Genomic DNA, 19,569 nt, shown 5'->3' with positions numbered 1-19,569 from the left:
CAAATCAGCCTTCTGAATGAGCAACACACAAAATGCTAACAAGCTGTTACTTTTATTCTGCCTTTTTTTGCTTTTGTCTGCTTTAAACTTAAACGCCCAGGCGCCGGTTTTACGCGTTACCAATGATTTTAACCAGCAATCTGTTTTATACAATACCGACACCTTTGCCCATACAGCCTGGAAGCCGGTTCTTTATACAGATTCCATGTATCAAAAAAGTAATCGCACATGGTTATACCGCAAGTTTTTTGAAGAGCATTTACTACAGGTACAACAGCCTGATTTTAATATTTTCGGCGATATCATTTTTGATGAGTTTGCAGGCGCTACCCAGCGTAAAATTCCAACATCAACCAGGAATGCCGATAAATCAGGATTTATCTATACCAATACAAGAGGCTTTCAATTAAGCGGGAATGTTGGTGATAAATTTTATTTCCAGACAGAGATTTATGAAAACCAGGCTAACTTTCCGGGCTACGTAGATAGCTTTATAAGAAAAAGCCGGGTGGTGCCGTTTGAAAACAGCTACAAAGGGTTTAACGATAAAGGTTTTGATTTCAGTTATTCATCTGCAAAACTTATTTACACGCCCGGCAAGCATGTGCTGTTTGATCTTGGCTATGGCAGAAATTTTATAGGCGATGGCTATCGCTCTTTATTGCTCAGTGATTATAATATTAATTATCCTTATTTCCGAACAGCTTTAACTTTTGGCAATTTTCAATATTCTGTGATGTACTCAGAATATATGGTTAATAAGGATAAGAACATTTATGCAGCCGGTTATCCACGTAAATGGGGGCAAACTTATTTGCTCGACTGGCATGCCACCAAAAATTTAAACATTGGCATTTTCAATGTAGTAGTTTCTTCAATGGAAAATGCAAACCGTGAAACTAAATTAGGTTTAACGCATTTTAGCCCTATTATTTTCGCCCATGCATCTGAATCGCCTTCAGGCTTAAAAAATAATGATATATATGGGTTGAACGTAAAATATACAATCGTGCCCACCGTTACAGCTTATGCCCAGTTTATGCTGGATAAAAGCGGCAGTGAAGACTGGGAGAAACGAAACGGTTTCCAGATAGGCGTTCGCGCAGGCAACCTGTTTAAGGTAGATAATTTAAATGCGCAAGTTGAATTTAATACCGTAAGGCCATACAGCTATGCATCAGACACAATTACCACAGCCTATACTCACAACGGCCAGTCACTCGCCCATCCGCTTGGCGCCAATTTTAAAGAAGGCCTTTTAGTGGCTGATTATACTTATAACAGATGGTATGCAAGACTTGAAACTATGGTGGCGCGTTACGGCAACGATTCATCTGCTTTAATTAATTATGGCCGCGATATTTTTAAGCCGCTTTACACACATACAACAAGCGATAACATTAAAACAGGCCAGGGCTTAAACACGAAACTTTTTTATGGCGACGTTCGGCTGGCTTATATTTTAAACAAAAAAACGAACCTTAGATTGGAAACCGGTGCTGTTTACAGGAAGGAATCCAATAAATTAAACAATTACAAAGACGTGTATTTTTATTTAGGCGTTCGTTTTACTTTCCGCAAGCTTATTTATGATTTTTAAATACAATGCTTTGAAAAAACTGCGGTATTTATCAATATGCTTTTTCGCTTTTTTGGGCACAGGCAGTTTATTGCATGCGCAGCAAATACCCTTGAATCAAAACGTTCAAAACAGGTTAAGCGAATTATTGATGGATGCAGATTCTTCTGTTTTCACAGGTTTCCGTTCTCAAAACTGGCTGGAGCTTGACCAGTTGAATATCATACATAAATCAACATTGCAGGACAGTGTTTTTGGCCTGGGATCAGCTTTAAAAGGAGATCTGCTGAATACCAACATGGTAAGAGCAGTTGGCCAAAACAGTGTTTTTACACTCGACCCATACCTGGATGCAGGCCTTGGTAAATCAAATGAAAAAAACGGCGTGCTGGTAAACTTTGCAGCCGGAGTAAACATGCAGGCCACCTTCAATAAAAAGCTGTCATTCAACCTTGGTGTAATTACCAATCTAAATGAATATCCTCAATACTTAGATAGCATTATCTATGCAAAATATAACCGGTTTGATCCTGCCTCTGGCAGGTATATTATCCCGGGAGAAAATTCCGCCAAACTTACAAAAGACAACAGGTTTAGCTATACCAATTTCAATTTCAATGTAACCTATACACCTAATAACCACCTTTTAATAGCCGGCGGTTATGGTAAAAATTTTATTGGGGATGGGTATAGAAGTTTATTGCTGTCTGATAACGCAAACAACTACCCTTATGTGCGTTTGCAGGCACGGTTATGGAAATTAACCTATAATGTTCTGTATAACCATTATACCAATAATTTCTGGTATGAAGTAGATGGAAGGCCGCAGCCTAAATACAGCACTATACACTATCTGGGCTTTAATACGAAAAAATTACAGATAGGTGTTTTTGATGAAGTTACCTGGGTTGCAAAGGATACCAATTTCAACAGGGGTTTTGATGTGCAATATCTTAACCCGATTATTTTTTTGCGGCCTGTGGAATTCACGCTTGGCTCTCCCGATAATGCAATGATGGGTTTTAATATAAAATACAAAATATATAAAAAAGGGTTTGTGTATGGCCAGGCGGCTTTGGATGATATTTTTATTAAAAAATCACTGGATAACCATTCTCAGTTCTACGGCAATAAATATGCTTTCCAGTTAGGTATATGGAATAAAGACATTTTTAATGTGCAGGGTTTATCGCACCGGCTGGAATGGAATAATGTAAGGCCTTACATTTACGGCCATGGTGTGGGCAATAATATCAGCTTAAACTACACGCATTTTTATCAATCGCTTACCACGCCTTTTGCAGCCAACTATAACGAAGTTATTTCGCTGTTTAATTATGCCAATAAACGCTGGTATGGCTCACTTGAAAATCTTTATACGGTGCGTGGCGAAAACCCCGGGGTTCCATACAATAATGGCGAAGATTTATGGGGAGGCGAAGAAAATATACCGCAATTCGGTACCAAGACAGGGCAGGGCATTAAAACAAAATATTCCTATAATCAACTTACTGCAGGTTACCTCATAAATCCTGCAAACAGGCTGGGCGTTCAGGCAAGTATTGCTTACCGCAGCAGGAAGTCTTCCATTGTAAACCAGTCCGAACTTTATTTTTCTTTTGGTATTAAAACCAGTCTTTACAATCTTTACCACGATTTCTAATAATCGTTTACAGCTAATGCATTTTAGTTTTTCGTACAACAAAAAGAAAGTGCTCCAGGCGCTGCGCTACCACTTTATTGCACAGCGGGAAATAAAGTTATTGTTCATTGTTATTATTCTGTTCGACATTATTTCCGGTGTATTATACTTTTCGGGGAAAATACATCCACAGCCATTTTTATTAGGTGCTTTTATTTGGTTTTTCTTTCTCATTTCTTTCTGGTTTTTAATGCCGGCTATTGTATATAAACGTTCGCTTACTTTTAAAGAAAGCTTTACCATCTACTTTCAATCCTCCTATATAGCCCTGGAAAATGATAAAGGAAGGGTGGAGTGGGAATGGAACAGGTTTAGCAATTATTTTGAAACACCTTATTTTTTTCATCTTTATTTTTCGCCAAAATCATTTTTTCTTGTTCCGAAGAATAATCTTGGGAGCGATGAAACATCCGGCGTGAGAACACTGCTGCAGGATAATATCAGGAAAGGAAAATCATAGGTTTTTTTCCATCAAATAATGCGGTATTGATACTTCAATAAATTCCTCGCTCATAATTATATATCCTAATTTTTCATAAAAACCAATGGCAGTTTTACGGGCATGCATAACCATCTTTTTATAACCCCTGTCCCGCGCTATGTTTTCAGCAAACTGCAAAATGGCACGGCCCACACCTTTGCCTTGCAATCCTGATAGCACAGCCATCTGGCGCAGGCGTAAAACGTTTGGTGCACTTTCTGTGAGAAGGCAGCAGCCTTCAAGTTTATCTTCATCAAAACATCCTATCAAAATATCACTTTCTTCTTCAGCCAGTTCATCATCACTAAAATTAAGGCCAAGTGGTTTACGTAAAAGTAATTGTCTCAGAGCAATCATTTGTTTATAATCATCAGAGCCATGATCAATCACTTTTATAGCCATACACTTTTTGTTTTAAGAAAGAAAGTTATACAAAATTTAATTTTATAACCTGGTATAAACGGCAGCAAAAGATGTTGAAATAAAACTAAAACAAAAATTATCGAAAAAATTTATTTTTAGGTAAAAATTATATTTTTGCCCCGTAACAAAACTTTTTAAAATGTCAGACATCGCTACCAGAGTTAAAAAGATTATAGTAGATAAATTAGGCGTTGAAGAAGCTGAAGTAACTAATGAAGCTTCATTTACGAATGATCTTGGAGCAGACTCTCTTGATACAGTTGAGTTAATTATGGAATTTGAGAAAGAATTCAATATTTCCATTCCTGATGAGCAGGCAGAGACAATTACAACTGTTGGCCAGGCTGTAACTTATCTGGAAGAACACGCAAAATAATTTTACTCGTTACTAAATTTAATGCGCCTGTTGTGTGTTTGCATAACAGGCGAATTTTTAGTTTTACCCCTCTAACAAATGCCAAAATACGATAGGATTGTAATAACCGGAATGGGCGCCTTAACTTCAATTGGCAATAATGTTAATGAATATTGGCAAGGCCTCATAAATGGTGTTTCAGGCGCTGACTATATTAATACTTTCGATACTTCAAAATTCAAAACGCAGTTTGCCTGCCAGGTTAAGAATTTTGATCCACTGAATTATATCGACAAAAAAGAAGCCCGGAAATTAGATCCTTATGCACAGCTGGCCATAGCCGCAGCAGACGAAGCGATGGCTGATGCCGGCCTTGAAACAGAAAATTACGATCCGGACCGTGGCGGTGTTATTTTCAGTAGCGGCATTGGCGGATTCCTTAGTTTCCAGGAAGAATGTATAAATTATGGCACTAATAACAGAACGCCGAGATTCTCTCCTTTCTTTATCCCCAAAATAATTTGTGATATAGGTGCAGGCCATATATCCATAAGATACAATTTGCGCGGGCCAAATTTTGCCGTAGTGAGTGCCTGCGCGTCTAGCAATAACGCCATGGTTGAGGGCTTATATCATTTACGGCTGAATAAAGCTGATTTCATCTTATGCGGCGGTTCTGAAATGGGTGTTTGCGAAGCGGCCTTGGGCGGTTTTAGCTCTATGAAAGCACTCAGCGAAAGAAACGATGATCCTAAAACCGCAAGCCGGCCCTATGATAAGGACAGGAATGGCTTTGTAATGGGCGAAGGCGCAGGCATCCTCGTGCTTGAACGCCTGGACCATGCCTTGAAAAGAGGCGCCAAAATTTATGCGGAATTAGCCGGGGGCGGCGCTTCTGCAGATGCCTACCACATTACCGCACCGCATCCCGAAGGTTTGGGTGCAAAAAAAGTAATGATATCTACATTGGATGATGCTGATATGTCGCCATCTGAAATTGACTATGTAAATACACATGGCACATCTACGCCGCTCGGCGATCTTGCTGAAGTAAAGGCCATACAAAATGTTTTTGGAGAATATATCAAAAGCATCAACATCAGCTCAACAAAATCTATGACCGGGCATTGCCTTGGCGCAGCCGGCGCCCTTGAAGCCATTGCCTGCATAAAAAGCATAAACGAAAGTATCGTACCGCCAACCATAAATCATTTTACAGACGACCCTGAATTTGATACCAATATAAATTTTACTTTTAACAAGCCGCAACGCAGAAAAATAAGGGCGGCTCTAAGTAATAATTTTGGCTTTGGAGGTCATAACGCCTGCGTTGTTTTTAAAGAATATATACCGTAATATTTGATACAATATTTGTTTAAATCAAGCAAAACAAGCCGCCTTGAAAAGCAGCTTAAAAACGTGCTTGGCATAAAGCCCGGTAACTATTTTTTGTACTACACAGCATTAAGCCACCGTTCTGTAAAGGAAAATGCCGATGAAAACAACGAAAGGCTTGAATTTTTAGGCGACGCTGTTTTAAGCGCCGTTGTTGCAGACTATCTCTTTAAACGTTATCCTTACAAAGGTGAAGGCTTTCTTACTGAAATGAGGAGTAAGATGGTAAACCGGCAGCAGTTAAATGATATTGCACTTAAAATGGGTATAAAAAAACTTACCCTTTATAATAAATTTGACAACTTTCTTAAAGGAAGCCAGATTTTTGGCAACACGCTCGAAGCCCTTGTGGGGGCAGTTTACTTGGATAAAGGCTATAAAAAAACCCAGCGCTGGATTATACGCCAGATTATTTTACCTTATGTTTTTATAGAAGACCTTGAGCAAATAGATATCAATCTTAAAAATAAGCTCATTGGCTGGGCCAGCAAAAACGGCAAAAAACTGGAGTTTGAAACTATACATGAAAAACTGGATGGCAACAGGCGTGTTTTTACCATTGCCGTGGTGCTGGATGGTAATGCTCTTTCCCAGGGAAAAGGTTATAATAAAAAAGACGCCAGCCAGTTGGCGGCCCAGGCAGCGATAGAGAAACTGGGGTTGTAGAACAGGTACTTTCGGGTTTTATGTATCTTCAGCCTCGTTTTTAATCAAAAAATACTCTATGAAAGCAATACTACCCGTATTCATTATATTATTGCTATTTATAACCTGCAACAAAAATTATCAGCCCCGGATAATTGATAATAACCAACCCGGCGGCGAAGATACATCCGGCGTGCCAATTGATACAATGCCCGGCATGTCATACGATACAGCTTCATCTATCCCTTTAAATGATCTTGGCAAAAACCTGTATATGGGTTATGTGGGAGGATTATATCCTAACGGTTTGAATGAACCAACGGGCCAGTATGCGCAGGATTTGCTGGAAGCCAGTAAAGCTATCATTCCCAGGGATGAAAACGGCAATCCTTCCAGCGATGGCTATATTGTATTTATTTCACTGGGCGCGAGCACCGGCGGTAAAAATATGACAGCGCTTATTGATAAAACGAAAGATAACCCCGCTGTAAATCCGAGACTTAAGATGATGAATGGCAATCAACCTGCAGGCAGGGCGCCGCTTTTTATTATTGCCGACAGCACATCAGACTATTGGACGCATGTGCTGGATATAATTAAGTTGCACAATTCAACTCCTAACCAGGTACAGGTAGTGTACCTGGAAACCGACGACAGTGTAACAGTAAGAAAATTTCCTGAAAGGCCTGATCTTATCAAACTTAAAATTGAAACCTGCATGCGCACAATGAAGGCAGTTTTCCCAAACTTAAAGGTTTTGTATGTTTTAGGGAGGCCGAGAACGTTTAATATTGGCCCCGCCTGGAATACCGAGCCTTCACCCTATTATTTTGGATGGGCCTGCAAATGGGCAATTGAAGACCAGATTAATGGGAAAGATAGCCTGAATTATACCGGTGAAAAACCATTAGCACCCATGATTACCTGGGGGTTTTACCAGTGGGCCGATTCGCTTCCCCGAAAAACCGATGGTTTTTATTGGACAAAGACTTTAAGCAGCGATGGCTTGCATGCCAATGGTGAAGGCCAGGATTCACTCTCAAGCCGTTTTCAGCAATTTTTGTTTAGCGATCCCTATGCAAGCTTATGGTATGCCCGCCATTAGCTGATAAAAGAAATGTTTGTTTGGCCTGTGTTATTGCTTTATTACTACTTTTAGGCCCGGCATCATTATCCTTTAAATATTTAACATGAAAAAACTCACCTTATTAATCATTGGCCTTTTTTCTGGCTTGGTTTTTACACAGGCTAAAGCCAATACATTATTCGTGCAAAAAGATACAGTAGCAAATAATGAATTAACCCCGCAGGAAAAGTCTGATGGATGGCAGTTGCTTTTTGATGGTAACACATTAACCGGGTGGAGAACATTTAAAAATAAACCGGGCGGCTGGAAAGCGCAGGATGGTATGCTTTGCAGTTTTACAGCAGATAACGGCAATGCTGACCTGATAACTGATGGCACTTACAAAAACTTTGAGCTGAGCATCGACTGGAAAATATCTCCCCAAGGCAACAGCGGCATCCTGTATCTTGTAACGGAGGATTATGACCAAACATTTTTAAGCGGCCCTGAATACCAGTTAATAGATGATGATAACTTTCCTGAAAAAATAGAAGAATGGCAAAAAACCGGTGCCAACTATGCCATGCAGCCACCTTCCATTAAAGCCGCCAATAAACCCGGCGAATGGAATACAACAAAAATTGTTGTCAAAAATGGTAATGTAGAACATTGGCTTAATGGCAAAAAAGTGGTGTCTTATACTTTGTGGAATGATGACTGGAAAAAAGAAAAAGCCACAGGCAAATGGAAAGATGCACCCGGTTACGGTGCTTCCAAAACGGGGCATATAGGGTTGCAATCGTCACATAGCAGCGTTGAATCCAGCGGCGTTTGTTTTAGAAATATCAAAATCAAACAGTTATAGTTTGGCTTGCTCTTATTAGGGTTTTATCAACAATCGTGTATAAAGTACATATTTTAATTTGGGTTACTTTTTCTTTGCAGCATTATTAACACTGAATCAAAAAAACATTTCAACATGGTACAAAAAACCTATTACAAAACAAAAGATTACTCCAAAGTAAAATTCACCGTAAATTTTGATAATGCAGAAACTGTTGAAATATTAGGTTTAAACGGAGACTGGCAAAATTCAGTTGTGATGAGCAAGAAAAAAGATGGCAGTTTTACCTGCGATGTTACCCTTCCCAAAAACACTTACCACGAATTTAAATACCTCGTAAACGACAATATCTGGTTAAACGAACCTGAGGCTGACGGTGAAAATCAAAACATTTTTGGCGGAAGCAACAGCGTAATCAACATCTAAAAAGAACCTCCGTTTTTTCTGCTTTACATTATTTATAGGTTTTCATACAGCGGCTTACGGCTTGAAAGAAATTTATTTGAATTAAGATTCCATTTCTTATTTCATTAATTTCAGCCTATGATATCTTTTATTAAAAAGCTGGCCTGTTGTTTTGCGCTGCCCGTTGCAATCTTTTTTACAGGCTGTAATTCCAATGAGAAAAAAAGCGGATCCGCTGAAGTAATTGACAGCACATGGCTGCTGCCGTTTAACAAATTAGATTCTGTGAATCCGGTAATGCAGCCCGGTGACCGCGTCTTTAATTGTCCCGTACAGCAAAAAGCAGTTAAATGGGAAGCAAAAAATGTTTTTAACCCGGCAGTTGCGGTTAAAGACGACACATTATTCATGTTATACAGGGCGCAGGACAGCGCCGGGTGTTCCCGCATCGGGCTGGCGAAAAGCATTGATGGCATTCATTTTTTGCGAAACGATGCACCTGTTTTATATCCTGAGAATGATGCTTATAAAAAATACGAATGGCCCGGTGGCTGCGAAGATCCACGCCTGGTGGAAGACAGTTCAGGCACTTATTATCTCACTTATACAGCTTATGATGGCAAAGTAGCCAGGCTGATGATTGCCACTTCAACAGACCTTGTGCACTGGACGAAACATGGCCCGGTTTTCAGCGATAGCGTGTATAAAAATATATGGTCTAAGTCAGGCTCCATCGTATCAGGTTATAGAAGCAATAAAATAACTGCCTCGAAAATTAATGGCTTGTATTATATGTACTGGGGTGATAAATATATATGGACCGCCACTTCAACCGATCTGATTCATTGGACACCTTTACAACAAACGCCTGATAAAAATTTAGATTCCATATATGCAGGCAATAATATTTCCACCTTACAGGTTGCCGTACCTGTGCGTAAACATACATTTGATTGCGACCTTGTTGAAAGCGGGCCGCCGGCCATGCTTACAAGCAAGGGTATATTGCTTATTTATAACAGCAGGAATATTCCCTCTATCGGAGATACCAGCCTGCCGGAAGGTACCTACACTGTTAGCCAGGTGCTGCTGGACAAAAACAATCCTTCCAAAATAATCGACCGGATGAATACGTATTTTTTAAAACCCGAGCAGCCATATGAATTTTCCGGTGAAGTAAATAATGTTTGCTTTGCCGAAGGCCTGGCTCTTTACAAAAACAACTGGTGGCTTTATTACGGAACAGCGGATTCAAAAATTGCAGTTGCACAAAAAAAGAATTGAAATGGCATTTAGTGTTGAGGTAAATAAAAACGGAATTTTCCCTGTTATTCTTTTAGCAAACAATGCAGAAAAAATAAGTGCAGAGATATATGCATTTGGAGCATTGCTTAACTGCTTTTCATTAAACGGCTTCAACGTTATTGATGGTTTTTCTTCGCCTGAAAATGCAAAAGAAGATATTACAAACGGGTTTAAGAGCGCCAGGCTCAGCCCTTTTGTTTGCCGGCTGGCTGGCAGTAAGTATAGTGTGAATGGGGAGCAATATACCATCAACAAATTCTCGTTAGGCGATGAAGCCATTCATGGTTTGCTGTACGATGCTGTTTTTACAATAACCGATTATGGCGCCGATGAAAATGCGGCTATTGTAACACTTCAATATGATTATACAAAAACAAACGAAGGATACCCGTTTAAATATTCCTGCATTGTTATTTACAGGCTTGAAAGCAAGGGCAAACTATCTGTCGAAACAATTGTACAAAACAACGCTGCTGACGCAATGCCGCTTTGCGATGGGTGGCATCCTTACTTTACATTAGGTTGTAAAGCAGATGAACTGCTGATGAAAATAAACAGCAACAGGATGCTTGAATTTAACAGCCGCCTGCTTCCAACAGGAAAAATGATTGCTTACGATAAATTTCAGCAACCTGAATTAATTGCAGGAATAAACCTCGACAATTGTTTCCTGTTAAATGAAAATGATTTACCGGCATGCACCTTGCGCAATAATGCTTCTGGTTTGCAGCTAACTATCCTGCCGGAAAAATCTTATCCTTACCTGCAGTTATACATACCGCCACACCGCAATAGCATTGCTGTAGAAAATTTAAGTGCCGCGCCGGATGCCTTTAATAATAAAATGGGCCTGGCAATGCTGGAGCCCGGGCAAATCACTTCTTATAAAACAACCTTTAAAATTATAATTGAATAACTGCGGTAATACTTATTTCTACATTTACATTTTTGGGCAATGTTTTAACGGCCACGGTTTCCCTTGCCGGGAAATCGCCATTAAAATAACCGGCATATATTTCGTTCACTTCGGAAAACAACCCCATATCGCTTAGAAAAATGCTCGTTTTAACCACATGCTGAAAGGTGAGATTGGCTTCTTTTAAAATAGCATCAATATTTGCTAAAACCTGCCGGGTTTCTTCAGCAATGCTGCCGGTAACCAGTTCGTTTGTTTGCGGATTTATAGCAACCTGTCCGCTTATAAATAAAAATCCGCCTGCCTTTACTGCCTGGCTGTAAGGCCCTATTGGCGCCGGCGCTTTTTCCGTTTGTACAATTTGTTTTGACATGCTTAATTGGTATTTAAGAACAGCAAATTTACCGTCAAAACATTTATGGGTTATATTCTTTAAACATCTCTGTTGGCTGCATAGTATTTTTGTTTTGAAATTAAGTTATGCTTATTGCTATCCGCGCTACTGCTGCACAGCAGAAAGAATTGATGGAAAAAGGCTTTCCGGAAAATATAACCGTGCAATGGATTGAACCAGGCGGCAGTTTTACCGGAGCTGTCGCAGATGCTTTTTTTGACCTGTGTTTTAATGATACAAACATTCCGGCAAATTCATTTACAGATAATACGCTGGTTTTTGTTCACGCCGTTAATTGTACCGGGCAGCAAATAAACAGGCCAAACTATGTAAGGCTGAATGCATGGCCTGGTTTTTTAAACCGTGCTGTTATTGAACTGGCATGCAGCCATGCGGGAATTATGCAGGAAGCGGAAACCGTGCTAAAAAAGCTCAACTGGCAATTTATTTGGGTTGAAGATGATTATGGATTGATTACAGCACGCATAATTGCCATGATTATTAATGAAGCTTATTTTGCCCTGGAAGAAAATGTAAGTACTAAACAACAAATTGATGTTGCTATGCGCCTTGGTACAAATTATCCTTACGGCCCGTTTGAATGGAGTGAAAAAATCGGGTTGAAAAATATTTATAATCTATTAAGCCGGCTTGCAGAAAAAGATGTGCGTTATACAATAGCCGCATCACTCGAACATGAATCTCAACAAACTTAAACATCCATTTTGGCTTTAATTCTAAGTATTAATACCGCATTTGAAACCGCCTCGGTTATCCTGAGCGCCGGAGAAGATATTTTGTTTGAAATACAGCATGCTTCCCAAAAAGACCATGCTTCTTTTTTAGAACCGGCCATTAAATCTGTTGCCAGCCAGGCAGGTATTGCCTTGAAAGACATTGACGCTGTTACGGTGGTAAACGGACCGGGCAGCTATACCGGTTTAAGGGTTGGCCTTTCATCAGCAAAAGCACTGTGTTATGCCCTGCAAAAACCACTTATTTTACTAAATACATTGGATGTAATGGCACTGGCACTAAAACTCCAGGCGCAGGTTACTGAAGAAAATATTTTGTATTGTCCAATGATTGATGCGCGCCGAATGGAGGTTTTTACCGCTTTATACGACAAAGAGCTCTCCTTAATAAAAAATTATTCTTCTGAAGTTTTAAGTGAAGTGTTTCTTACCGAAGAAATAAAAAGTGATTTTTTTCTGGTTATTGGTGGAAATGGAAGCGAAAAATTCAAAAAAATATCAAATTATAAAAAAATAATTGATGTAAATCCGCTTACTATTTCCAAACCATTGATAATTTTGGGTTATAAAGGCTGGTTAAAAAAGGCGTTTTCAAACGTGGCTTACAGCGAACCTTTTTATCTAAAACCTGTTTATTTTAAAAAATAATAACCTATATACGAAACAGGCACAATTTTTATAATAATTTTTCCCATATAATGTAATTAACCTCTTTATGAATGTTACACCCCAATTTCTTGTGATAACTGAAAAATCCACAGGTGAGGAATTAAGGCTGGATTTCCTAAGGCTAAAAAAGGCGGCCACCATTTTGCGCGCCTTAAATCATAAACTAAGACAGTTATTGGTAAAACTGATCGATGAAAATCAAAAAATAACTGTTACAGAAATTTATGTCAATCTGCGGCTTGAGCAGTCAGTTGTATCCCAGCACCTGGCCATTTTGCGCCGGGCAGGAATAGTATTAACGCAGCGGGAAGGAAAATTTATTTTTTATTCGCTTAACTATAAGCGCCTGAAAGAAATAAATGGTTTTATTGAACAACTGGTTAGTTAAACTTAAACGCCCTTTTTAAGACGGTTGTACCTTTGCGCAAATTGTATTTATGTACATTGAGCAATTATATACAAGTTGTTTAAGCGAAGCTGCGTACTATATTGAAAGCCAAGGTGAAGCGGCCATTGTTGATCCCATAAGGGATATCGAAGGTTATATGGCGCTCGCCAAACAAAGAAATGCCACTATAAAATATATTTTTGAAACGCATTTTCATGCAGACTTTGTAAGCGGCCACCTGGATTTAAGCAAAGCCACAGGCGCCCCGGTCATTTACGGCCCGAACACCAAAACAGCATTGCCTGTTCATATAGCAAAAGATGGTGAAACATTTACGCTCGGCAAAATACAGCTTGTAGTACTGCATACGCCTGGCCATACGCTGGAAAGTTCCTGCTATCTTTTAAAAGATGAGAATAATAAAGATTATGCAATTTTTACAGGCGACACTTTGTTTGTTGGCGATGTGGGCCGGCCCGATCTTGCGCAAAAAGATGAAAGCCTTACAGCCGACGACCTGGCCGGCATTATGTACGATAGCCTGCAGCAGAAAATCATGCCGCTGGCCGATGAAGTAATCATATACCCTGCGCATGGTGCAGGCAGCAGTTGCGGGAAGAATATAGGCCCGCAAACATCCAGCACAATTGGTAATGAAAAACAAAACAATTATGCTTTGCAGGCAAGCAATAAGGAGGAATTCATTAAAGCCGTAACTGAAGGCCTTTCCGCCCCGCCCCAATATTTTCCTGTCAATGCCAAAATAAACAAGGAAGGTTATGAAAGCATTGATGCTGTGCTTGAAAAAGCGTTGAAACCCTTGAGCGCTCACGAAGTAAAAACCCTGTTGAATAGTGATGATATACTCTTGCTTGATACCCGGCCAGCAGCTCAGTTTACCGCAGGCTTTATACCCGGTTCAATATTTATTGGCCTCGATGGCCGTTTTGCCGAGTGGGCAGGCAGTATTTTGCCCTTTGATAAAACACTGCTATTAATCACAGAGCCTGGTAAAGAAAAAGAAAGCGTGGTGCGGCTCACCCGCGTTGGTTTTAGCAGGTTTGCCGGTTATATGGATGGCGGTTTTGATGCATGGAAAGCTGCCGGGGAAGACATTGATATGGTGATTAATGTAGAGGCTGATGAACTGGCAATGGATATACCCTTTGATGAAAAGTTAGTGGTAATAGACGTGAGAAGGGAAACCGAATTTGCCGACGGACATGTGAAAGATGCTGTAAACATTCCGCTGGACGGCCTTACCGACCCTGGAAGCATGGCTAATATTGAAGACGATCAAAACCTTTACCTGCATTGTGCAAGTGGTTTCAGGAGCGTTATTGCAGCTTCTTTATTTAAGAGGCAGGGCATTCATAACCTGTATAATGTGCTTGGCGGCTGGAATAAAATAAAGGAAGAAGAAAAAATTCAGACAGAAAAAGAAAAGAGCATATTGAATTAAAAACAGGTCGTTATGCTTCAGCAAGGTTAAGGGGAACTTCTATGGTAAAGATACTGCCTTTTCCAAGCGTGCTTTCCACTCGTATTTTGCCTTTGTGCGCATCTATAACGCTCTTAACATAACTCATTCCCAGGCCAAATCCCTTTACATTATGGATGTTGCCGGTATGTGCACGGTAAAATTTCTCAAATATCCTTTTAACGGTTTCCTTGCTCATTCCAATGCCATTATCCTGTACCTGTATAATAAAATGTTTAGCCGTTCTGTGGGTTACCAATTTAACCACCAGGTTTTCCTTTGAATATTTAATGGCATTATCAATCAGGTTCGAAAGGATATTGGTAAAATGCACTTCATCCACTGTTACCGTGTCATTAGCCGCATTCAGCAGCAGCTCTATTTTACCGTTTTTTTCCTGTAGTTGCAGTTGATAATTATCTGCAATCTGCGCTAATATTTCATGAATATGCACCGGAACAAGGTTAAGCCTGAATTCCTGTTTTTCCATTAAAGCAGCCTGCAGTATGGTTTCAACATGCTTATTCATTCTTTTATTTTCATCTTTTATAATATTGTTGAAATACTGCCATTTGGCTTTATCATTAATAACCTTGTCGTTCTTTAAAGCATCTACGGCAAGCGAAATAGTGGCAAGCGGCGTTTTAAATTCATGCGTCATATTATTAATAAAATCGCTCTTTATTTCACTCATTTTTTTCTGGTTAAGCATGGTTCTTACCGTAATGTAAAAAGCTGCAATTATGATTACCGTAAACAATACAGAAAAAACAATCATCCAGGTGAGCGACTGCCATACCTGCGATTTAAAATCGGGAATAATAATAAAGAGATGTTCGTTTGCCAGCAGGCCATCAAAGTTTGAACCGGATTCGGGTATAATCGGGATAACTCTTCTGCGAAAATGAGTGGTATCGGCAGATTCTTTATCAAAGTGTTCGCTCTGCATTTCGAGCACGAAATCATCTGAATTGGAAGTAACGGCAAATTCAAAACGCAGGTTCTCTAATCCCTCTTTATTAAAAGCCTTAACCAGTTTACTTTGTATATCGCCAATGGTATAGCGGTCAGAAATAGTCGGCATGCGGGAAATACTGAACGATAAATCATTTGGCAATAGCTGGAAGCCTGGCCGCCTGGCACCAAACTTCATACCGCCGCTCATTACATGCTTGCTTAAGTCTTCGGCCACATCAAGCCCTGCTTTATCAACCCTGTCAATAAAGCGTTCCTGCTGAATTAAAAGTTGATTTTTAAACCAGTTAATCTGTATTAAAATTATACCGATAAGCGATAAAGAAATTAATACGATGATGATAGGAAAAACTCTCTTCATTACTAAACAAAGATATTTGCTGTATCAGCCTGCTGAAAGTAGTAAATTATCTTTATCAGCAATTTAACTGATTAATTTTCTGTTTAGAAAACAAAGTTTAGCTTGTTTTAATTACATTCAATTATGGAAAGATTAGAGCCGGGAACAATATTAATAGCTGACCCTTTTTTAAAAGATCCGAATTTTTTACGAACAACAATATTTTTATGTGAGCACAGGGCAGAAGGAAGCTTTGGTTTTGTGCTTAACCGCCAACTGGATTATGTAATAGGCGACCTTATCAACGATCTCGAAGGCTGCAGCTTTCCCGTTTTTTATGGCGGCCCGGTACAGCAGGATACCATTCATTTTTTGCACCGCTGCCCCGGTTTAATTAGTGGCGGCGAAAAAGTTACCGGCGATATATTTTGGGGTGGCGAGTTTGATGAACTGGTGGAAATGCTGCAAATCGGCAGGCTGTCAAGAAATGATGTGCGCTTATTCCTGGGGTATAGCGGCTGGGCAGAAGGGCAATTGCAGGAGGAAATGAATCTAAAAACATGGCTGATAACTTCCGGCAATACCGAACTGGTTTTTGACACCGATGCTGATTCAGCCTGGAAACAGGCCTTAAAACAGTTGGGCGGCCAGTATGAACAACTAATAAATTATCCAATTGATCCGCAGCTTAATTAGTACAGCTTAAGTGCATTGGTTCACCACAAATCTCAGGCTATAAGTTGTGCGATGTTCATTACTCCTTATTCACCACTCACTACTAATCAGACACAGTTATCGTTTTCACATTTACAAACTCTATCATGCCGTGTTTGCTCAGTTCTCTCCCGTAGCCGGATTTTTTTACACCACCAAAAGGCAGTGCCGGCTCAGATTTTACCATTGAATTAATGAACACGGAACCGCTGTTTAATTTCTTTGACAGCATAACACCTCTTTCAAGATCTTGCGTCCAGATATTTCCACCCAGGCCATAGCGGGAACTGTTAGCCAGTGCAATGGCTTCCTCTTCATCCCTTACGCTTATTATGCTGAATAATGGCCCGAAAGTTTCTTCATCAAAAGCAGGCATGCCTGCTTGCACATTCAATAGTAAAGTGGGCTGATAATTGCAGCCGCTTCTCGTTCCGCCCAAAATAACTTCAGCACCTTTTGCAACGGACGCCTGTAATTGAGCCTGCAGCTTTTCGGCCAAATCCAATCTTGCCATAGGCCCGGTGGTAGTTGAAGTATCAAAAGGGTCGCCTTGTTTCAGTTTATTAATCTCCTGCTTCACGGCTTCTGTAAAATCATCTGCCACTTCATTCACCACCAGGAAACGTTTGGCGGCAATGCAGCTCTGACCGGCATTTTGCATGCGTGACGTAACTGCAACTGAGGCTGCCTTTTGCACATCGGCATCGGTCAAAACAATAAAGGCATCCGATCCGCCCAATTCCAAAACCGATTTTTTTATATGTGCAGAAGCAATAGATGCAACGCTGCTGCCGGCCTTTTCGCTGCCGGTTAAAGAAACCGCCTGCACGATATTGCTGGAAAGAATTTTTTCCGTCACATCCGTATCTGCAATTAAAGATTGAAAAACGCCCGGCTCTGCTCCCGCCTCTTCAAACAATTGCTGAATTGCCAGCGAGCAGCCGCAAACATTAGGCGAATGCTTAAGCAAGGCAACATTGCCGGCCATTAACGTGGGCGCAGCAAACCTGAATACCTGCCAAAGCGGAAAATTCCAGGGCATAATGGCGAATATGGCGCCAAGAGGCTGGTAAGTAACAAAGCTTTTTTTATACCCTGTTTTAACTATTTCGTCCTGCAAAAATTGTTGGGCATTTTCTGCATAATAATTACAACCCAAAGCGCATTTCTCCACTTCCGCTACAGCTTCCTTTACAACCTTGCCCATTTCATTGGTCATAAGTGTTGCAAGCTTTTCCTTCCTTTCCAGCAACAGCCCCGCAACATTCTTTAATATTTCGGCATGGTATTCAAATGGCTTGCCGCTCCAGTGCGGGAATATTTTTTCTGAAAGGGCCAATGCATTATCAATGGCTGCCTTATCCATTATTTTATATTCAGCTATTTCCGTTTGATTAAATGGAAAGATGGATTTAAATGATGTCATTTTTGCAAACAATTTTTTAAATCATCAATAATGAAAACAGATACAGTAGCATAGCTGTTATATGCAGTAGTTCATAACCAGACAATAACAATGCTAATAATCTATTACCTGCTCCACGATTGTTTCAGGCAATGCCCGCCATTCATATTGCTGGTTGCGCAACTGGGGTTCAAAACCAGCTTCTTTAATGGCTTCCTGCATGGTTTTGTAAGTAAATCGGTGCGGGGCGCCGGCGGCGCTTACCACATTTTCTTCAATCATGATGCTGCCGAAATCGTTGGCACCGGCGTGCAGGCATAGCTGCGCCGTTTGTTTGCCCACCGTTAACCAGCTTGCCTGTATATTTTTAATATTGGGCAACATAATACGGCTCATGGCAATCATTCTTATATATTCTTCCGCGGTGGTAAGGTTGTGCACACCGCGTATGCGTGCCAGCAGTGTGTCCACATCCTGAAAAGTCCATGGAATAAAGGCAAGAAATCCTTTGGCACTTTCCGGTTTCATGGCCTGCACCTCACGAATACGTGCCAGGTGAATAAACCGTTCTTCTATGGTTTCCACATGCCCAAACATCATGGTGGCGCTGGTGGTAACATTAAGTTCATGCGCCTCGTGCATGATGGCCAGCCATTCGTCTGCACCGCATTTGCCTTTGCTTATTAACCTTCTTACACGGTCAATCAAAATCTCAGCGCCGGCGCCGGGCAGGGAATCAAGTCCTGCATTTTTTAATTCAGTTAAAACTTCCCGGTGTGATTTTTTTGACAGCTTGCATATATGTGCCACTTCAGGCGGCCCCAAAGCATGCAATTTTATGGTGGGAAACTCCTGTTTAATCTGCCTGAAGGTATTTGTGTAAAAATCGAGTGATAAGCCGGGGTGATGGCCACCCTGCAGCAGCAATTGATCGCCGCCGTATTTTAATGTTTCCTGTATCTTTTTACGATACACAGGCATATCGGTTATATAGGCTTCCGCGTGACCGGGTATGCGGTAAAAATTACAGAATTTACAGTTAGCCACACATACATTGGTAGTGTTTACATTACGGTCTATCTGCCAGGTAACTTTACCATGCGGCACCTGCTTTTTACGCAGTTCATTGGCTACCTGCATTAGGTCGGTTAACGGTGCATGTTCAAAGAGGTAAACGCCTTCTTCAACACTTAGAAATTCAAAATCCAGGGCTTTTTGGTACAACGCTGCAACATTCATCTTTAGGAGATTGTCTTTTGTTAAACGATTGCTGTTTTAAATGCAACGGCAAAATTACTGAAGAATATGTTGTGCTGCCTAATGGTTTAAAACT

The 19,569-nt window shown here is 40.4% G+C and carries 21 protein-coding genes; 16 read left to right on the top strand and 5 right to left on the bottom strand.

The window, feature by feature from the left end:
- Positions 1–16: 16 nt before the first annotated feature.
- From ACTHN6_RS03510 to ACTHN6_RS03500, 3 genes are read left to right on the top strand one after another with little or no spacing between them, the layout of a single operon-like run.
- The gene (locus ACTHN6_RS03510) at positions 17–1,600 is read left to right on the top strand and encodes a hypothetical protein (RefSeq protein ID WP_440434327.1); all 1,584 of its coding nucleotides are present in this window, start codon (positions 17–19) and stop codon (positions 1,598–1,600) included.
- Between the two features lie 10 nt (positions 1,601–1,610).
- On the top strand, positions 1,611–3,242 hold the full coding sequence (locus tag ACTHN6_RS03505) for a hypothetical protein (protein WP_440434326.1): 1,632 nt from the start codon (positions 1,611–1,613) through the stop codon (positions 3,240–3,242).
- A 16-nt stretch (positions 3,243–3,258) separates the two neighbouring features.
- Positions 3,259–3,741, top strand: coding sequence for a YcxB family protein (locus tag ACTHN6_RS03500; RefSeq protein WP_440434325.1), 483 nt, complete (start codon positions 3,259–3,261; stop codon positions 3,739–3,741).
- Here ACTHN6_RS03500 and ACTHN6_RS03495 read toward each other — a convergent pair.
- The gene (locus tag ACTHN6_RS03495; RefSeq protein ID WP_440434324.1) at positions 3,736–4,164 is read right to left on the bottom strand and encodes a GNAT family N-acetyltransferase; all 429 of its coding nucleotides are present in this window, start codon (positions 4,162–4,164) and stop codon (positions 3,736–3,738) included. The genes ACTHN6_RS03500 and ACTHN6_RS03495 overlap by 6 nt on opposite strands.
- A 160-nt stretch (positions 4,165–4,324) precedes the next feature.
- On the opposite strand from ACTHN6_RS03495, the gene ACTHN6_RS03490 reads away from it, so the two are divergent.
- The 8 genes from ACTHN6_RS03490 to ACTHN6_RS03455 all read left to right on the top strand — a co-directional run bounded on the left by ACTHN6_RS03490 (position 4,325) and on the right by ACTHN6_RS03455 (position 11,116).
- Positions 4,325–4,561: an acyl carrier protein gene (locus tag ACTHN6_RS03490; RefSeq protein ID WP_090662606.1), complete on the top strand. Its 237-nt coding sequence runs from the start codon at positions 4,325–4,327 to the stop codon at positions 4,559–4,561.
- A 78-nt stretch (positions 4,562–4,639) separates the two neighbouring features.
- Complete coding sequence (fabF, locus tag ACTHN6_RS03485) at positions 4,640–5,896, top strand: beta-ketoacyl-ACP synthase II (protein WP_440434323.1); 1,257 nt, start codon at positions 4,640–4,642, stop codon at positions 5,894–5,896.
- A gap of 15 nt (positions 5,897–5,911) precedes the next feature.
- Positions 5,912–6,601 (top strand): ribonuclease III, encoded by a 690-nt coding sequence (rnc, locus tag ACTHN6_RS03480; RefSeq protein ID WP_440434322.1) that lies wholly within the window; start codon positions 5,912–5,914, stop codon positions 6,599–6,601.
- Positions 6,602–6,659: 58 nt separating this feature from the next.
- Positions 6,660–7,685, top strand: coding sequence for a hypothetical protein (locus ACTHN6_RS03475; RefSeq protein ID WP_440434321.1), 1,026 nt, complete (start codon positions 6,660–6,662; stop codon positions 7,683–7,685).
- Positions 7,686–7,770: 85 nt separating this feature from the next.
- Entirely contained in the window at positions 7,771–8,511 is a 741-nt protein-coding gene (locus ACTHN6_RS03470; protein WP_440434320.1) for a 3-keto-disaccharide hydrolase, read from the top strand.
- Between the two features lie 114 nt (positions 8,512–8,625).
- Positions 8,626–8,916: an isoamylase early set domain-containing protein gene (locus tag ACTHN6_RS03465; protein WP_440434319.1), complete on the top strand. Its 291-nt coding sequence runs from the start codon at positions 8,626–8,628 to the stop codon at positions 8,914–8,916.
- Between the two features lie 117 nt (positions 8,917–9,033).
- Positions 9,034–10,179 carry a glycoside hydrolase family 130 protein gene (locus ACTHN6_RS03460; protein ID WP_440434318.1) on the top strand — a complete coding sequence of 382 codons (1,146 nt, stop codon included), beginning with the start codon at positions 9,034–9,036 and terminating at the stop codon, positions 10,177–10,179.
- A gap of 1 nt (position 10,180) precedes the next feature.
- Positions 10,181–11,116 (top strand): aldose 1-epimerase, encoded by a 936-nt coding sequence (locus ACTHN6_RS03455; protein WP_440434317.1) that lies wholly within the window; start codon positions 10,181–10,183, stop codon positions 11,114–11,116.
- Here the strand turns inward: ACTHN6_RS03455 and ACTHN6_RS03450 are convergent.
- A complete protein-coding gene (locus tag ACTHN6_RS03450) occupies positions 11,103–11,489 on the bottom strand; it encodes a RidA family protein (protein WP_440434316.1) in 387 nt (128 codons plus the stop codon). The two genes, ACTHN6_RS03455 and ACTHN6_RS03450, sit on opposite strands and share 14 nt — an antisense overlap.
- A 107-nt stretch (positions 11,490–11,596) precedes the next feature.
- On the opposite strand from ACTHN6_RS03450, the gene ACTHN6_RS03445 reads away from it, so the two are divergent.
- From ACTHN6_RS03445 to ACTHN6_RS03430, 4 genes are all read left to right on the top strand, one after another.
- Positions 11,597–12,226: a 3-hydroxyacyl-CoA dehydrogenase family protein gene (locus tag ACTHN6_RS03445; RefSeq protein ID WP_440434315.1), complete on the top strand. Its 630-nt coding sequence runs from the start codon at positions 11,597–11,599 to the stop codon at positions 12,224–12,226.
- 9 nt (positions 12,227–12,235) lie between these two features.
- Positions 12,236–12,913, top strand: a complete 678-nt coding sequence (tsaB, locus tag ACTHN6_RS03440) for a tRNA (adenosine(37)-N6)-threonylcarbamoyltransferase complex dimerization subunit type 1 TsaB (protein ID WP_440434314.1) — start codon at positions 12,236–12,238, stop codon at positions 12,911–12,913.
- A 67-nt stretch (positions 12,914–12,980) separates the two neighbouring features.
- Positions 12,981–13,322, top strand: a complete 342-nt coding sequence (locus ACTHN6_RS03435; protein ID WP_440434313.1) for an ArsR/SmtB family transcription factor — start codon at positions 12,981–12,983, stop codon at positions 13,320–13,322.
- Positions 13,323–13,371: 49 nt separating this feature from the next.
- On the top strand, positions 13,372–14,784 hold the full coding sequence (locus ACTHN6_RS03430; protein WP_440434312.1) for an MBL fold metallo-hydrolase: 1,413 nt from the start codon (positions 13,372–13,374) through the stop codon (positions 14,782–14,784).
- 10 nt (positions 14,785–14,794) lie between these two features.
- On the opposite strand, the gene ACTHN6_RS03425 is transcribed toward ACTHN6_RS03430, so the two are convergent.
- Positions 14,795–16,138, bottom strand: coding sequence for a sensor histidine kinase (locus tag ACTHN6_RS03425; protein WP_440434311.1), 1,344 nt, complete (start codon positions 16,136–16,138; stop codon positions 14,795–14,797).
- 123 nt (positions 16,139–16,261) lie between these two features.
- Between ACTHN6_RS03425 and ACTHN6_RS03420 the strand changes: the two genes are divergently transcribed.
- A complete protein-coding gene (locus tag ACTHN6_RS03420; protein WP_440434310.1) occupies positions 16,262–16,813 on the top strand; it encodes a YqgE/AlgH family protein in 552 nt (183 codons plus the stop codon).
- A gap of 82 nt (positions 16,814–16,895) precedes the next feature.
- Here ACTHN6_RS03420 and ACTHN6_RS03415 read toward each other — a convergent pair whose 3' ends face one another.
- On the bottom strand, positions 16,896–18,257 hold the full coding sequence (locus ACTHN6_RS03415; RefSeq protein WP_440434309.1) for an NAD-dependent succinate-semialdehyde dehydrogenase: 1,362 nt from the start codon (positions 18,255–18,257) through the stop codon (positions 16,896–16,898).
- A gap of 93 nt (positions 18,258–18,350) precedes the next feature.
- Positions 18,351–19,475 carry a cyclic dehypoxanthinyl futalosine synthase gene (mqnC, locus tag ACTHN6_RS03410; RefSeq protein WP_440434308.1) on the bottom strand — a complete coding sequence of 375 codons (1,125 nt, stop codon included), beginning with the start codon at positions 19,473–19,475 and terminating at the stop codon, positions 18,351–18,353.
- Between the last annotated feature and the right edge of the window lie 94 nt (positions 19,476–19,569).

The sequence above is a fragment of the Parafilimonas sp. genome, from assembly GCF_051953455.1.
Taxonomy (GTDB): domain Bacteria; phylum Bacteroidota; class Bacteroidia; order Chitinophagales; family Chitinophagaceae; genus Parafilimonas.
Note: the sequence above shows the minus strand (reverse complement) of the source record. Positions and strands in the feature narration are given on the sequence as shown.

Bases quoted from the DNA above. Each gene is read 5' to 3' on its own strand.
- ACTHN6_RS03510 (WP_440434327.1), top strand. From the start codon at position 17: ATGAGCAACACACAAAATGCTAACAAGCTGTTACTTTTATTCTGCCTT.
- ACTHN6_RS03500 (WP_440434325.1), top strand. From the start codon at position 3,259: ATGCATTTTAGTTTTTCGTACAACAAAAAGAAAGTGCTCCAGGCGCTG.
- ACTHN6_RS03495 (WP_440434324.1), bottom strand. From the start codon at position 4,164: ATGGCTATAAAAGTGATTGATCATGGCTCTGATGATTATAAACAAATG.
- ACTHN6_RS03490 (WP_090662606.1), top strand. From the start codon at position 4,325: ATGTCAGACATCGCTACCAGAGTTAAAAAGATTATAGTAGATAAATTA.
- fabF (WP_440434323.1), top strand. From the start codon at position 4,640: ATGCCAAAATACGATAGGATTGTAATAACCGGAATGGGCGCCTTAACT.
- ACTHN6_RS03475 (WP_440434321.1), top strand. From the start codon at position 6,660: ATGAAAGCAATACTACCCGTATTCATTATATTATTGCTATTTATAACC.
- ACTHN6_RS03470 (WP_440434320.1), top strand. From the start codon at position 7,771: ATGAAAAAACTCACCTTATTAATCATTGGCCTTTTTTCTGGCTTGGTT.
- ACTHN6_RS03465 (WP_440434319.1), top strand. From the start codon at position 8,626: ATGGTACAAAAAACCTATTACAAAACAAAAGATTACTCCAAAGTAAAA.
- ACTHN6_RS03460 (WP_440434318.1), top strand. From the start codon at position 9,034: ATGATATCTTTTATTAAAAAGCTGGCCTGTTGTTTTGCGCTGCCCGTT.
- ACTHN6_RS03455 (WP_440434317.1), top strand. From the start codon at position 10,181: ATGGCATTTAGTGTTGAGGTAAATAAAAACGGAATTTTCCCTGTTATT.
- ACTHN6_RS03450 (WP_440434316.1), bottom strand. From the start codon at position 11,489: ATGTCAAAACAAATTGTACAAACGGAAAAAGCGCCGGCGCCAATAGGG.
- ACTHN6_RS03445 (WP_440434315.1), top strand. From the start codon at position 11,597: ATGCTTATTGCTATCCGCGCTACTGCTGCACAGCAGAAAGAATTGATG.
- ACTHN6_RS03435 (WP_440434313.1), top strand. From the start codon at position 12,981: ATGAATGTTACACCCCAATTTCTTGTGATAACTGAAAAATCCACAGGT.
- ACTHN6_RS03430 (WP_440434312.1), top strand. From the start codon at position 13,372: ATGTACATTGAGCAATTATATACAAGTTGTTTAAGCGAAGCTGCGTAC.
- ACTHN6_RS03425 (WP_440434311.1), bottom strand. From the start codon at position 16,138: ATGAAGAGAGTTTTTCCTATCATCATCGTATTAATTTCTTTATCGCTT.
- ACTHN6_RS03420 (WP_440434310.1), top strand. From the start codon at position 16,262: ATGGAAAGATTAGAGCCGGGAACAATATTAATAGCTGACCCTTTTTTA.
- ACTHN6_RS03415 (WP_440434309.1), bottom strand. From the start codon at position 18,257: ATGACATCATTTAAATCCATCTTTCCATTTAATCAAACGGAAATAGCT.
- mqnC (WP_440434308.1), bottom strand. From the start codon at position 19,475: ATGAATGTTGCAGCGTTGTACCAAAAAGCCCTGGATTTTGAATTTCTA.